This is a genomic window from Pseudomonas sp. AM14(2022), assembly GCF_036346455.1.
GTDB lineage: Bacteria > Pseudomonadota > Gammaproteobacteria > Pseudomonadales > Pseudomonadaceae > Aquipseudomonas > Aquipseudomonas putida_A.
On record NZ_JAOTNY010000002.1, the window covers coordinates 298,648 to 311,727 of the forward strand.

Consider the following 13,080-nt stretch of genomic DNA (forward strand, 5'->3'; position numbering starts at 1 on the left):
CGCTTAAACGCTGAGCGCGGCGCGCAGTTGCGCTTCGAGTTGCGCGGCGTCGAGTTCCTGACCGATCAGCACCAGACGGGTGACGCGCGCTTCATCAGCGCCCCACTGGCGGTCGAAGTGCTTGTCGAAACGCGTGCCCACGCCTTGAATCAACAGGCGCATCGGCTTGTTCGGAATCGCCGCGAAGCCCTTCACACGCAGGATGCCATGCTTGACCACCAACTGCGTCAGCGCGTCGAGCAGCAGGCTTTCGTCGGCTTGCGGCAGTTCGATGGAGATCGAATCGAAGGCGTCGTGATCGTGGTCATCGTGGTCGTCATCACCGTCGTGATGGTGATCGTGATGGCTGTGGCGGCTGTCGATATGTTCTTCGGATCCGGCACCGAGACCGATCAGCACGTCCAGTGGCAGGCGACCGTTGCTGGCTTCGATGATTTTCACCGCTGGCGGCAGTTCTTCGGCGACTTCGGCGCGAACGCGAGCCAGATCTTCGGCGCTGGTCTGGTCGGCCTTGTTGAGGATCACCAGATCGGCGCTGGCCAGTTGGTCGGCGAACAGCTCGTGCAGCGGCGATTCGTGATCGAGGTTCGGGTCGAGTTTGCGCTGGGCATCGACCTGATCCGGGAACGCGGCAAACGTGCCGGCGGCCACGGCCGGGCTGTCGACCACGGTGATCACCGCATCCACGGTGCAGGCGCTGCGGATTTCCGGCCACTGGAAGGCTTGTACCAGCGGTTTTGGCAGGGCCAGACCGGACGTCTCGATCAGGATGTGATCGAGGTCACCGCGCCGGGCGACCAGTTCACGCATCACCGGGAAGAACTCTTCCTGCACCGTGCAGCACAGGCAACCGTTGGCCAGTTCGTAGACGCGGCCAGTGGCTTCTTCTTCGGTGCAGCCGATGGTGCATTGCTTGAGGATCTCACCGTCGATGCCCAGTTCGCCGAATTCGTTAACGATCACGGCGATGCGACGGCCCTGAGCGTTGTCGAGCATGTGTCGCAGCAAGGTGGTTTTGCCCGAGCCGAGGAAACCGGTGACGATGGTGACGGGGAGTTTGGCCAGTGTTTTCATCGGATGCCCTTTGGCAAGGTGGCGGGCATACGGGACGAGATCCGCTGCGAGCGTGCGCGCGGAAGAATTCGCCACCGGATCACCCCGCCCGGTTGTAGTGAGAAATCTGTGACGAGGCAGGTCTCCTGGCTGACGGTGTTCGGGCCTTGGACCCGGCGTTCGCTGCGCCTTCCCGCGGGCTCAGTGGATTGAGCTGGCAGTGGCGTGGCAACGAACTTCACCGTTCACAGTTGCGGGGGCAGCCGCGGCTTTGACCGCGTTCCCTTCTTAGCTTCGGCGTGGGCCGAAGAACCTCGAAAGCGCAAGGCTACGCATGGCTTGAGGATGGGTCAATGCTTTGGTTTTTTTTGGATTGGGGGCATATCCGTTGCTGCGGGGGTTGCCGCTGGCGGTTTCGCTCTTACAGCGAGTCACTTTTTCCAAACGCTGGGTTTGAGGTTTGGGATTTGGGGTTTGGGGGGCATATCCGTTTCTTCGGGTGTTGCCTCTGGCGGTTTCGCTCTTACAGCGAGTCACCTTTTCCAAACGCCGAAAAGGTAACCCAAAAGGCTTTGCCCCGGCGTACGGCACTTCGCTTAGGCTCAGTGTTCCCTCGCTACGGTGTCCATCCGGGGGCATCGCCTACGGTTTGCTTCGCTGCACCTCCTCTCGATGTATGCGGCTTCGCCGCATGGCGCTGCGCGCCTTCCCCCTGATGGACACCTACGCTCGGCCTGCCGAAGGGGCAGAAGATCAAAAGCCACATCAAAAGCCAGAGCCAAAGCCAAAGCCAAAGCCAAAGCCAAAGCCAAAGCCAAAGCAGATCAAAAGATCGCAGCCTTCGGCAGCTCCTACACGGGAGTGGGTGTATTCAGTTAGAGATTGGTCGGCTGTCAGGCCGCCTTCGCGAGCAAGCCCGCTCCCACAGTTTAGATTGTGTACAGCCCCATGCGGCGCAGCCGCCCCACTCAACACAATGAGCGTTAGCTCGAGTACCGCTTTTGATCTGAGGGCCCGTCGGCAGGCTGAGTGGAGGGGTTTATCCGGGGGTGGGAGCGTAGCGACCGTTTGGCGCAGCCAAACACAGCGAGAGGAGGTGCAGCGAAGCAAACCGTAGGCGCTGCCCCCCGGATGAATCCCGGAGCGAAGGAACCCGAGCCTAAGCGAGGGCCGAACGTCAGGGCATAGACCTTTTGGTTACTTTTGGCTGGGCCGGCATTCCGGGCGTTTGCCAAAAGTGACCCGCCGTAAGGGCGGAACCCTAAGTGGCCGTTACCGCAGCAACGGATATGCCCCCAATCCCAATTGACTCAAATCCTCCCCTCATGGTCTCCTACACAACTTGTTACGGGTGCCCTTCACAGGGTGAAACGGGAAACCGGTGAATCATGTGCTTTACTCAAAGCCATGTCAGTCCGGTGCTGCCCCCGCAACGGTAAGCGAGCGAAGCGTCAAATCCACTGTGCCATACGGCATGGGAAGGTGACGCTTGCAGGTCGGCCAGACGCCAACCCCTCGTGAGCCCGGAGACCGGCCCGCAACACACAGTGCGCATTGTGCGTCGCTGAACATAACAAACCCGCGGTGGGCGGGCGCTGTTCGAACCTTTGCGTGCCCGACTCGCAGGGGTTTTCATGCGCTCTATATCACCCGCTGACACTCCAGAGGGAAGCGCCATGTCGATCATCAGCAGCACCGGCAGCAACACCGACAAAATCTCCAGCACCGCCACCTTGAGCCAACGCCTGACCGCCGCAATCTTCGCGTCGATTCTGGGGGCCAGCCTTGTGTACTTCGCCGGTTTCTCGCACATCGAAGCGGTGCATAACGCCGCCCACGATACCCGCCACAGCGCCGCGTTCCCGTGCCACTGAGACCTGCCGACATGATCAAGCGTATCGCGCAAACCGCAGGTTTCACCGGCCTGCTGGCCGCCCTGCTGCTGACGTTGCTGCAAAGTTTCTGGGTCTCGCCGCTGATTCTACAAGCCGAAACCTTCGAGAAGTCCGAACCGGTGGCCGTTCACGAACACGCCGCCGGTACGGCTGCTCACAACCATGACGCCGAAGCCTGGGAGCCGGAGGACGGCTGGCAACGCGTGGTCTCGACCACCGGCGGCAATCTGGTGGTGGCAGTCGGTTTCGCCCTGATGCTCGCCGGCCTGTACACCTTGCGTGCACCGACCAAAACCTCGCAAGGCCTGCTCTGGGGCCTGGCCGGCTACGCGACCTTCGTCCTTGCGCCGACCCTGGGCCTGCCGCCTGAACTGCCGGGCACCGCCGCAGCCGATCTGGCTTCGCGGCAAACCTGGTGGATCGGCACCGCTGCCTCCACCGCTGTTGGCCTGGCGTTGGTTGTGTTCAGCCGCCACTGGTTGATGAAGTTGCTGGGCGTGGCGATCCTGGCCGTGCCGCACGTGATCGGCGCTCCGCAACCGGAAGTGCATTCGATGCTCGCCCCGGAAGCGCTGGAAACCCAGTTCAAAATCGCTTCGCAGTTGACCAACGTGGCGTTCTGGCTGGCCCTGGGCCTGATCAGCGCCTGGTTGTTCCGCCGCAAAAGCGATGGTCAATACCACGCATGACCGATGACCGCGCAGCGCCGACCTTTGTGGTCGGCCTGGGCTGCCAGCGCGGCTGCCCGGTCAGCACGCTGCGCGCGTTACTCGATCAGGCGTTGCAGGCGCATCGCATCGAGCTGGAAGCGGTCAAGGCCTTGGCCAGTATCGATCTTAAACGCGATGAACCCGGCCTGCAGGAACTGGCCAGTCAACTGGCGCTGCCGCTGTTGTATTTCAGCAGCGACGAACTGGCCAATTATCAGCAACGCCTGAGCCACCATTCGCAGATCGCCTATGAGCGCACCGGTTGCTACGGCGTGGCGGAAAGTGCCGCTCTGGCCCTTGCCGAGCAGTTGATTCAGGCACCGGCAAAACTGCTGATTTCCCGGCAAAAATACGCTCAGGCAACCTTGGCATTGGCCGGCGCTGCGTAAATTCCCGATAATCCCCCCGTTTGATCATGAGCAATCTTCATCTGAAGCGTTGCCCTGCCCCGTTTTTCACAGGATTTCTTCATGACCGTCTACTTCATCGGCGCCGGCCCCGGCGACCCGGAATTGATCACCGTCAAAGGCCAGCGGCTGATCCGCAGTTGCCCGGTGATCATCTACGCAGGCTCGCTGGTACCGGCTGCTGTGCTGGAGGGGCATCAGGCTGAAACCGTGGTCAACAGCGCCGAATTGCATCTGGAGCAGATCATTGAATTGATCACAACCGCTCATGCCAAGGGCCAGAACGTAGCGCGGGTGCATTCGGGTGATCCGAGCCTGTATGGCGCGATTGGCGAGCAGATTCGTTATCTGCGCGAGCTGCAGATTCCGTTCGAGATCATTCCCGGCGTCACCGCAACCGCAGCGTGTGCAGCCTTGCTAGGCGCGGAACTGACACTGCCGGACGTGTCGCAGAGTGTGATTCTGACCCGCTACGCGGACAAGACCGCAATGCCGGCAGGTGAGGAGCTGAGCAGTCTGGCACAGCATGGCGCGACCATGGCGATTCATCTGGGGGTCAATCATCTGCAGAAGATCATCGCTGAACTGCTGCCGCATTACGGCGCGGATTGCCCGATTGCGGTGATTCACCGGGCGACATGGCCGGATCAGGATTGGGTGGTGGGGACGCTGGAAAATATTGCCGAGAAGGTTGCGGCCAAGGGGTTTCGGCGTACAGCGTTGATTCTGGTGGGACGGGTGTTGGGGAGTGAGATTTTCAGCGAATCGTCGCTGTATCGCGCGGGGCATGCACATCTCTATCGCCCATGAAGGCCCTTTCGCGAGCAAGCCCGCTCCCACATTTGGAATGCGCCCAAATGTGGGAGCGGGCTTGCTCGCGAAGGCATCATTGAATTTCACGCAAAAAAACGGCGCTCACGGGGCGCCGTTTTTCGTGTTCGCAGTGAACACCTTACTCAGTAGTAGGCGTTTTCTTTCTGCGTGTGGTCGGTCACGTCGCGCACACCTTTGAGCTCTGGAATTCGCTCGAGCAAGGTGCGCTCGATGCCTTCCTTCAGGGTCACGTCGGCCTGGCCGCAGCCCTGGCAGCCGCCGCCGAACTGCAGCACGGCAATGCCGTCCTCGACCACATCGATCAGGCTGACCTGACCGCCGTGGCTGGCCAGCCCCGGGTTGATTTCGGTTTGCAGGTAGTAGTTGATGCGCTCGTTGACCGGGCTGTCGGCGTTGACCATCGGCACTTTGGCGTTTGGCGCCTTGATGGTCAGCTGGCCGCCCATGCGGTCGGTGGCGTAATCGACGACGGCGTCGTCAAGGAACGCTTCGCTGAACGAATCGATATAGGCGGTGAAGCTTTTCAGCCCCAGCGCGGTATCTTCAGGTTTTTCTTCGCCCGGCTTGCAATAGGCAATGCAGGTTTCGGCGTACTGGGTGCCAGGCTGGGTGATGAAGACGCGGATGCCGATGCCCGGGGTGTTCTGCTTGGAGAGCAGATCGGCCAGGTAATCGTGGGCGGCGTCGGTAATGGTAATAGCGGTCATGGAAACTCCTCGCAGGCTTGGGCGCAGTTTACGCCAATCATTGCGCCGGACAAAGTCCTAGTATTTTTGTCGGGAAAGATTCTCGACAGGTGCGCGCATCGGTTCGCCCTCGATCCGCGCTTTAAGCCACTGATAGCTGCGTTTTTCCACCCATTCGTAGCTCAACCATGACCCCCCACCAATCGCCAGAGCGCAGACGATGAACATCAGATACGGGTTGATTCCGTAGCGTCGCGCGATAAAACCACCAACCGACAACACCAACACGTGCATCAGATACACCGAATAGGAACAGTCACCGAGCCATTTCATCACCCGATTGCGCTCGACGTAGCGCTCCAGCGCCATGCAAGCCATCACCAGCACCGCGCTCGGCACGCCCCAGTTCAATAACCTTGGCGCCGGTGCCAGGTGATAGATCGCCATCATCGCAGCGCCCATCGCCAACAGCGGCAGCCACAGGCCGGCGCCAATCCAGCCCCGGCGATAGAGCACGCCAATGCCGATCCCCAGCAGAAACTCGTAGACGATGTCGGAACGGTAAAACTCGTTGAGCCAGCCGAACGCCTGACACACCGAAAACAGCAACGCGGCGACCACCAGCAAGCGCACCTGCCAGCGGAACACCAGCGCGCATGCAAACAACACATAGAAGAGCATTTCGTAGTTGAGTGTCCAGCCGACATTCAGCGTCGGATAAATCCCGTAGCCGCCGGGGTTTTGCGCAGGAATGAATAACAGCGACGCGAGGAAATGCGCCCAGTCCACCGTCTGATCCGGCAACATTGGCCGGGCGAACAGCACCAGCAACGCCATCAACAGCGTGTACAGCCAGTACGCCGGGACGATGCGAAAAAGTCGGTACAGCAGGAAGCGCGCGGGCGGCAGTGCTTTGCTTTCGGTGGAGAGGAAAATCACCAGACCACTGATGACGAAGAAAACATCGACGCCGACTGCGCCTTTGTCGATGAAGAACTGCCCGACCGGGCCGCGCGCCTTGAAGTCGAAGAAAATCTGCATGAAGTGGTGACAGACCACCGTCCACGCGGCAAGCGCTCGCAGGGCCTGCACTGAAATCAACATGATCGGCTCCTGTCCACAACTCTCAAAACCACCACCGACCCCTTGTAGGAGTGAGCCTGCTCGCGATGACGGCATGTCAGGCGACAACCATTCTGAATGGACTGACGCCATCGCGAGCAGGCTCACTCCTACAGGGAATGTGCGGTGTTGCCAAGAATTAGGACAGTCGACCTGTATTAAACGATCAAAGATTCTCGTAGCGGTTCATGTCCAGCACGCCCTCTTCCACCGGGTCAGTTTCGTGGAGGTATTGGCTCAGGTCGTGGAAATAGAACCAGAATTGCGGATGACTGCGACGGATCCCCCAGCGTTCGACGATTTTCTCGAAACGATCGGCATCCTTGGCATTCTCCATGGCATCGACAAATTCCGATACTTGCTCGGCCGGAATGTTGAAGATGAAGTTCGGATAGCTGCTGAGCACGCCCGGGTAAATGGTCAAGGTGTCCAGCCCTGGCTGATAGCGCAGCGACTCGCCCAACAGGAACGCCACGTTGCTGTGCGCGCGATTGCGCAGCAGGCTGTACACCTCGCGTTTGCCGCTGCGAGATTCGATGCGCAGCATGGTTGCTTCCGGCAATTGGTCGATCACCTTCAAACCGCCGGCCGGACGCGAGGTCAGGCGACTCAGCGCCTGCTCGGCGTTCTGTAGCGCCGGGTCGATATTCGGTCGCGAGCAATAGGCGCCGTCACAGCGATTGATCGGATCCGGCCGCGCATTCAGGTCGCCGTAACGCGCCAGCAACTGCATGGCGAAGTCGTATTTCGGGTCCTTCGGATCGAGTTTCAGCGCGGTCGGTTTGTCGTCGTCGATCGCCTCATAGTCGAGCCACATCTTGAACTGGCCGCTGCTTTGGTACCAATCGTCGAGGTAGTCCTCGCGGGAATCGGCCGGCATCAGGCGCAGGAAGTTCTGCTCGGCGCCGTTGCGGATCAGGTCGAAATACAGGCGGGTTTGCGCCTGATGGGAGACGTTGCCGAACACATCGAAATTGACCGCCAACTGATAATAGGTGCGCTCCAGCAGTGGATAGTCGAACAGCCACATGGTCTGTGGCACTTCGCCGATCAGGCCTTTGGTCACCGACGCACTGTCGAAGTGGCGGAAAATGCTCAGCAGCGCGTTGTCGTTGCCGGCCCACAGGGTTGACCAGCTCGGAGCCGGCAGTTCGGCGTAACTGTCGCGGCGCAGGGCTTCGTATTCGTTGCGCTTGTTGCGGTAGTTGTGCCACAGGCTCAGCACACTTCCGACGTCGTCGTTCTGCCCGGGCATTGCCAACAACGGCGTGGCCTGGCCGCGATAGTTGGGGTCGGTGATGTAAAGATCATGTTCCGGGGCCTGGAACAGCGCCCAGAAGTTATCGCGGATCACATCCGTCGCAATCTGCCCACGGCACACCGGCCCGCGAATGAAGGTGCGGACGAAGTATTCAGCGTTATCGAGCATGAACTGGTAACGCGCCTGTGCCGGAATCGCCTCGAAAGTGGCGAACGGGTTGGCCCGGCTCTGCGGGCCGTAACCCGGCAGCGCATTGACCTGCCAGTTGCCGCTGTAGAACAGACTCTTGACCCGCGCCATCTTCGCCGCACTCAGCGGATAGGTGATGTGGGTCTTGTGCACGATCACCCCTTGCACCGGCCACAACCGGTAATACACCTGAGTGCCCGGATCGTCATTCGGGCGGCGGGTGGCGATCAGGTCGATCGGCTGCCCTGTCGGCGTGCGCGAACGCACCCACTGGAAGTAGTGCCCCGGCTCGCCGTCCTTGAAATAGATATGCGCGAGGAACCAGTGTTCGAACAGCCAGCGCCCGACCAGACTCTGCCGCGCCCCCGGCGCATTGAGCAGGTTTTCCCACTGGACGATTTGCAGCGCTTCCCTGGCGCTCGGCGCCAGCCCCTGCTCGTCGATCGGCGCACCGGACGCCAGCCAGCGTTGCAGGGTCTGGTATTGCTGATCGGTCAGCCCGGTCACCGCCAGCGGCATGCCTTCTTTCGGGTGGGCGCCGGCATAGCCGTCAAACTCGGCGGGCATCGCGCACATGTTTTCCCGTTGCAGGCCGAGCACGATGTCTTCCGGCAGCTTGGCATTCGGGGTCAGCGGGGTTTTGTGGCCCAGTTCCAGCATCCGCGCCATCAGCGCCGCTTGGCTACCCTGGGCATCGAGTACCGAATAAAAGCCCTTCTGCTGCCAGGCACGTTTGCCGAAGGCGTCGTAGAACAGCCGCGTGGTCGGCGCCGCCTGAGTGCGTTCGCCGTCGTAGACCGGCATCTTGCTTGCGCCCCGCCCTGCGCCTTCGCCGCTGCCCAGATTGAGCTGGCACGCCGAGTCGTAGCAGGCATGGCAGGCCACACACTTCTCGGTGAAGATTGGCTGGATGTCACGCGTATATGAAATAGAAGGTGAGATCGCGGGTTCCTGCGCAATGGCGCCCCAGCTTAAGAACAGCAAGAAAATGCTGATGACGCGGTACGACATGCCCATGATCCCGATCGTGAAAAAAACGCCCGCGATTCTACAGTATGACGCTCGTACCAACATGAACGATATTCATGCAAAAGCAGCACGTGCTCCAAAAGCGCACAGGTTTGTTATGATCCCGGCCCTTCGTCATGGTCTTTTCGAGTAGTCCCAATGTCCGATCGCAGCGTCCGCCTTCAAGCTCTCAAGCAAGCCCTCAAAGAGCGCATCCTGATTCTCGACGGCGGCATGGGCACGATGATCCAGAGCTACAAGCTCGAAGAACAGGATTATCGCGGCAAACGCTTCGCTGACTGGCCGAGTGACGTCAAGGGCAACAACGACCTGCTGGTGATTACCCGTCCGGACGTGATCGGCGGCATCGAAAAGGCCTATCTGGATGCCGGCGCCGACATTCTGGAAACCAACACCTTCAACGCCACGCGCATTTCCATGGCCGACTACGGCATGGAAGAGCTGGCGTACGAATTAAACGTAGAAGGCGCGCGACTGGCGCGCAAGGTGGCCGACGCCAAGACCGCCGAGAACCCGGACAAGCCGCGTTTCGTCGCCGGCGTGCTCGGCCCGACCAGCCGCACCTGCTCGCTGTCGCCGGACGTCAACAACCCCGGCTACCGCAACGTCACCTTCGATGAACTGGTGGAGAACTACACCGAAGCCACCAAAGGCCTGATCGAGGGCGGCGTCGATCTGATCCTGATCGAAACCATTTTCGACACGCTCAACGCCAAAGCCGCGATCTTCGCCGTGCAAGGGGTGTTCGAAGAGCTGCACATCGAACTGCCGATCATGATTTCCGGGACCATCACCGATGCGTCCGGCCGTACCCTGTCGGGCCAGACCACCGAAGCGTTCTGGAACTCGGTGGCCCACGCCAAACCAATCTCGGTCGGCCTCAACTGCGCGCTCGGCGCCAGTGAACTGCGCCCATACCTGGAAGAGCTGTCGAACAAGGCCAGCACCCACGTTTCCGCGCACCCGAACGCCGGTCTGCCGAACGAGTTCGGCGAGTACGACGAATTGCCGGTGGACACCGCCAAAGTCATCGAAGAATTTGCCCAGAGCGGCTTCCTCAATATCGTCGGCGGTTGCTGCGGCACCACCCCGGGCCATATCGAAGCCATCGCCAAAGCCGTGGCCGGTTACGCGCCGCGACAGATTCCGGACATTCCCAAGGCTTGCCGCCTGTCCGGTCTGGAACCGTTCACCATCGATCGCAGCTCGCTGTTCGTCAACGTCGGCGAGCGCACCAACATCACCGGTTCCGCCAAGTTCGCCCGTCTGATCCGTGAAGACAATTACACCGAAGCCCTGGAAGTCGCCCTGCAGCAGGTCGAGGCCGGCGCGCAGGTGATCGACATCAACATGGACGAAGGCATGCTCGATTCGAAGAAGGCCATGGTGACCTTCCTCAATCTGATCGCCGGTGAACCGGACATCTCGCGCGTGCCGATCATGATCGACTCGTCGAAATGGGAAGTGATCGAAGCCGGCCTGAAGTGCATTCAGGGCAAGGGCATCGTCAACTCAATCAGCATGAAAGAAGGCGTCGAGCAGTTCATCCATCACGCCAAGCTGTGCAAACGCTACGGCGCTGCGGTGGTGGTGATGGCGTTCGACGAAGCCGGCCAGGCCGACACCGAAGCGCGCAAGAAAGAAATCTGCAAACGCTCCTACGACATTCTGGTCAACGAAGTCGGCTTCCCGCCGGAAGACATCATCTTCGATCCGAACATCTTCGCCGTGGCCACCGGCATCGAAGAACACAACAACTACGCTGTGGACTTCATCAACGCCTGTGCCTATATCCGCGACGAGCTGCCGTATGCGCTGAGTTCCGGCGGCGTGTCCAACGTGTCGTTCTCGTTCCGTGGCAACAACCCGGTGCGTGAAGCGATTCACTCGGTGTTCCTGCTGTACGCGATCCGCGCCGGCCTGACCATGGGTATCGTCAACGCCGGTCAGCTGGAAATCTACGACCAGATCCCGCAGGAGCTGCGCGACGCCGTCGAAGACGTGATCCTCAACCGCACACCGGAAGGCACCGACGCCCTCCTCGCCATCGCCGACAAGTACAAGGGCGACGGCAGCGTCAAGGAAGCCGAGACCGAAGAGTGGCGCAGCTGGGACGTCAACAAGCGTCTGGAGCATGCGCTGGTCAAAGGCATCACCACCCACATCGTTGAAGACACCGAAGAGTCGCGCCAGTCGTTCGCCCGTCCGATCGAGGTCATCGAAGGCCCGCTGATGTCCGGCATGAACATCGTCGGCGACCTGTTCGGCGCCGGCAAAATGTTCCTGCCGCAGGTGGTGAAATCCGCCCGCGTGATGAAGCAAGCCGTGGCGCATCTGATCCCGTTCATCGAACTGGAAAAAGGCGACAAGCCGGAAGCCAAAGGCAAGATCCTGATGGCCACAGTAAAAGGCGACGTACACGACATCGGCAAGAACATCGTCGGCGTGGTGCTGGGTTGCAACGGCTACGACATCGTCGACCTCGGCGTGATGGTCCCGGCGGAGAAAATCCTCCAGGTCGCCAAGGAAGAAAAGTGCGACATCATCGGCCTGTCAGGGCTGATCACTCCGTCGCTGGACGAGATGGTCCACGTTGCCCGCGAAATGCAGCGTCAGGATTTCCATCTGCCACTGATGATCGGTGGCGCGACCACGTCCAAGGCGCACACCGCCGTGAAGATCGAGCCGAAGTACAGCAACGATGCGGTGGTCTACGTCACCGACGCCTCGCGTGCGGTCGGTGTCGCGACGCAGTTGCTGTCCAAGGAACTCAAGGCCGGTTTCGTCGAGAAGACCCGTCTGGAATACGTCGATGTGCGTGAGCGCACCGCCAACCGCAGCGCCCGTACCGAGCGCCTGAGCTACGCGGCGGCGATCGCCAAGAAGCCGCAGTTCGACTGGGCGAACTACACGCCGGTCAAGCCGACCTTCACCGGCACTCGCGTGCTGGACAACATCGACCTCAACGTTCTGGCCGAGTACATCGACTGGACGCCGTTCTTCATCTCCTGGGATCTGGCCGGCAAATTCCCGCGCATCCTCGAAGACGAAGTGGTCGGTGAAGCCGCCACCGCGCTGTACAAGGACGCGCGCGAGATGCTCACCAAGCTGATCGACGAGAAGCTGATCAGCGCCCGTGCGGTGTTCGGTTTCTGGCCGGCCAATCAGGTGCATGACGACGACATCGAACTGTACGGCGATGACGGCAAGCCGATGGCGCGCCTGCATCACCTGCGTCAGCAGATCATCAAGACCGACGGCAAGCCGAATTTCTCGCTGGCCGACTTCGTTGCGCCGAAAGACAGCGAAGTGACCGACTACGTCGGTGGTTTCATCACCACCGCCGGCATCGGCGCCGAAGAAGTCGCCAAGGCCTATCAGGACGCTGGCGACGACTACAACTCGATCATGGTCAAGGCACTGGCCGACCGTCTGGCCGAGGCCTGCGCCGAATGGCTGCACCAGCAAGTGCGCAAAGAGCACTGGGGTTACGCCAAGGATGAGGCGCTGGACAACGACGCGCTGATCAAAGAGCAGTATTCCGGTATCCGTCCGGCACCGGGCTATCCGGCCTGCCCGGATCACACCGAGAAAGCCACGCTGTTCACCCTGCTCGATCCTGAAGCCAGCGAAATGCGCGCGGGCCGCAGCGGCGTGTTCCTCACCGAGCATTACGCGATGTTCCCGGCGGCAGCGGTCAGCGGCTGGTACTTCGCCCATCCGCAGGCGCAATACTTCGCCGTCGGCAAGGTCGACAAGGATCAGGTGCAGAGCTACACCTCGCGCAAAGGTCAGGAACTGAGCGTGACCGAGCGCTGGCTGGCGCCGAACCTCGGTTACGACGAATAAGCGCAACGCTCAGTCCCCGGACCTGCCGGGGACTGACCGTTCAGC

Annotated in this window: 10 protein-coding genes and 2 riboswitches; of the genes, 6 read left to right on the forward strand and 4 right to left on the reverse strand. The window is 60.7% G+C overall.

Annotation, left to right across the window (positions count from 1 at the left end; all coding sequences use genetic code 11):
- Window positions 1–3 precede the first annotated feature (3 nt).
- Window positions 4–1,074, reverse strand: coding sequence for a cobalamin biosynthesis protein CobW (gene cobW / locus V3W27_RS05015; RefSeq protein WP_103485159.1), 1,071 nt, complete (start codon window positions 1,072–1,074; stop codon window positions 4–6).
- Window positions 1,075–1,172: 98 nt separating this feature from the next.
- A riboswitch (cobalamin riboswitch) is annotated at window positions 1,173–1,385 on the reverse strand.
- Between the two features lie 1,000 nt (window positions 1,386–2,385).
- Window positions 2,386–2,606, forward strand: a riboswitch (cobalamin riboswitch).
- A 123-nt stretch (window positions 2,607–2,729) separates the two neighbouring features.
- Between cobW and V3W27_RS05020 the strand changes: the two genes are divergently transcribed.
- The 4 genes from V3W27_RS05020 to cobM all read left to right on the forward strand — a co-directional run bounded on the left by V3W27_RS05020 (window position 2,730) and on the right by cobM (window position 4,875).
- The gene (locus tag V3W27_RS05020) at window positions 2,730–2,927 is read left to right on the forward strand and encodes a CbtB domain-containing protein (protein WP_003225486.1); all 198 of its coding nucleotides are present in this window, start codon (window positions 2,730–2,732) and stop codon (window positions 2,925–2,927) included.
- Window positions 2,928–2,938: 11 nt separating this feature from the next.
- A complete protein-coding gene (locus tag V3W27_RS05025; RefSeq protein ID WP_330206065.1) occupies window positions 2,939–3,637 on the forward strand; it encodes a CbtA family protein in 699 nt (232 codons plus the stop codon).
- Window positions 3,634–4,047 carry a cobalamin biosynthesis protein gene (locus V3W27_RS05030; RefSeq protein ID WP_098964192.1) on the forward strand — a complete coding sequence of 138 codons (414 nt, stop codon included), beginning with the start codon at window positions 3,634–3,636 and terminating at the stop codon, window positions 4,045–4,047. The genes V3W27_RS05025 and V3W27_RS05030 overlap by 4 nt, the downstream gene beginning before the upstream one ends.
- A gap of 81 nt (window positions 4,048–4,128) precedes the next feature.
- Window positions 4,129–4,875: a precorrin-4 C(11)-methyltransferase gene (cobM, locus tag V3W27_RS05035; RefSeq protein ID WP_330206066.1), complete on the forward strand. Its 747-nt coding sequence runs from the start codon at window positions 4,129–4,131 to the stop codon at window positions 4,873–4,875.
- Between the two features lie 146 nt (window positions 4,876–5,021).
- Here cobM and nfuA read toward each other — a convergent pair whose 3' ends face one another.
- The 3 genes from nfuA to V3W27_RS05050 form a co-directional block, all read right to left on the reverse strand.
- Window positions 5,022–5,606, reverse strand: coding sequence for a Fe-S biogenesis protein NfuA (nfuA, locus tag V3W27_RS05040; protein ID WP_003225494.1), 585 nt, complete (start codon window positions 5,604–5,606; stop codon window positions 5,022–5,024).
- Between the two features lie 57 nt (window positions 5,607–5,663).
- Complete coding sequence (locus V3W27_RS05045; RefSeq protein ID WP_247269183.1) at window positions 5,664–6,689, reverse strand: acyltransferase family protein; 1,026 nt, start codon at window positions 6,687–6,689, stop codon at window positions 5,664–5,666.
- 184 nt (window positions 6,690–6,873) lie between these two features.
- On the reverse strand, window positions 6,874–9,168 hold the full coding sequence (locus tag V3W27_RS05050; protein ID WP_330206067.1) for a fatty acid cis/trans isomerase: 2,295 nt from the start codon (window positions 9,166–9,168) through the stop codon (window positions 6,874–6,876).
- Between V3W27_RS05050 and V3W27_RS05055 the strand changes: the two genes are divergently transcribed.
- On the forward strand, window positions 9,068–9,319 hold the full coding sequence (locus V3W27_RS05055; RefSeq protein ID WP_177325655.1) for a hypothetical protein: 252 nt from the start codon (window positions 9,068–9,070) through the stop codon (window positions 9,317–9,319). The genes V3W27_RS05050 and V3W27_RS05055 overlap by 101 nt on opposite strands.
- Before the next feature lie 5 nt (window positions 9,320–9,324).
- Window positions 9,325–13,035 carry a methionine synthase gene (gene metH, locus V3W27_RS05060; RefSeq protein WP_330206068.1) on the forward strand — a complete coding sequence of 1,237 codons (3,711 nt, stop codon included), beginning with the start codon at window positions 9,325–9,327 and terminating at the stop codon, window positions 13,033–13,035.
- Window positions 13,036–13,080 lie beyond the last annotated feature (45 nt).

Coding starts and splice junctions, on each gene's coding strand:
- cobW (WP_103485159.1), bottom strand. CDS start 1,074: ATGAAAACACTGGCCAAACTCCCCGTCACCATCGTCACCGGTTTCCTC.
- V3W27_RS05020 (WP_003225486.1), top strand. CDS start 2,730: ATGTCGATCATCAGCAGCACCGGCAGCAACACCGACAAAATCTCCAGC.
- V3W27_RS05025 (WP_330206065.1), top strand. CDS start 2,939: ATGATCAAGCGTATCGCGCAAACCGCAGGTTTCACCGGCCTGCTGGCC.
- V3W27_RS05030 (WP_098964192.1), top strand. CDS start 3,634: ATGACCGATGACCGCGCAGCGCCGACCTTTGTGGTCGGCCTGGGCTGC.
- cobM (WP_330206066.1), top strand. CDS start 4,129: ATGACCGTCTACTTCATCGGCGCCGGCCCCGGCGACCCGGAATTGATC.
- nfuA (WP_003225494.1), bottom strand. CDS start 5,606: ATGACCGCTATTACCATTACCGACGCCGCCCACGATTACCTGGCCGAT.
- V3W27_RS05045 (WP_247269183.1), bottom strand. CDS start 6,689: ATGTTGATTTCAGTGCAGGCCCTGCGAGCGCTTGCCGCGTGGACGGTG.
- V3W27_RS05055 (WP_177325655.1), top strand. CDS start 9,068: ATGTCACGCGTATATGAAATAGAAGGTGAGATCGCGGGTTCCTGCGCA.
- V3W27_RS05050 (WP_330206067.1), bottom strand. CDS start 9,168: ATGTCGTACCGCGTCATCAGCATTTTCTTGCTGTTCTTAAGCTGGGGC.
- metH (WP_330206068.1), top strand. CDS start 9,325: ATGTCCGATCGCAGCGTCCGCCTTCAAGCTCTCAAGCAAGCCCTCAAA.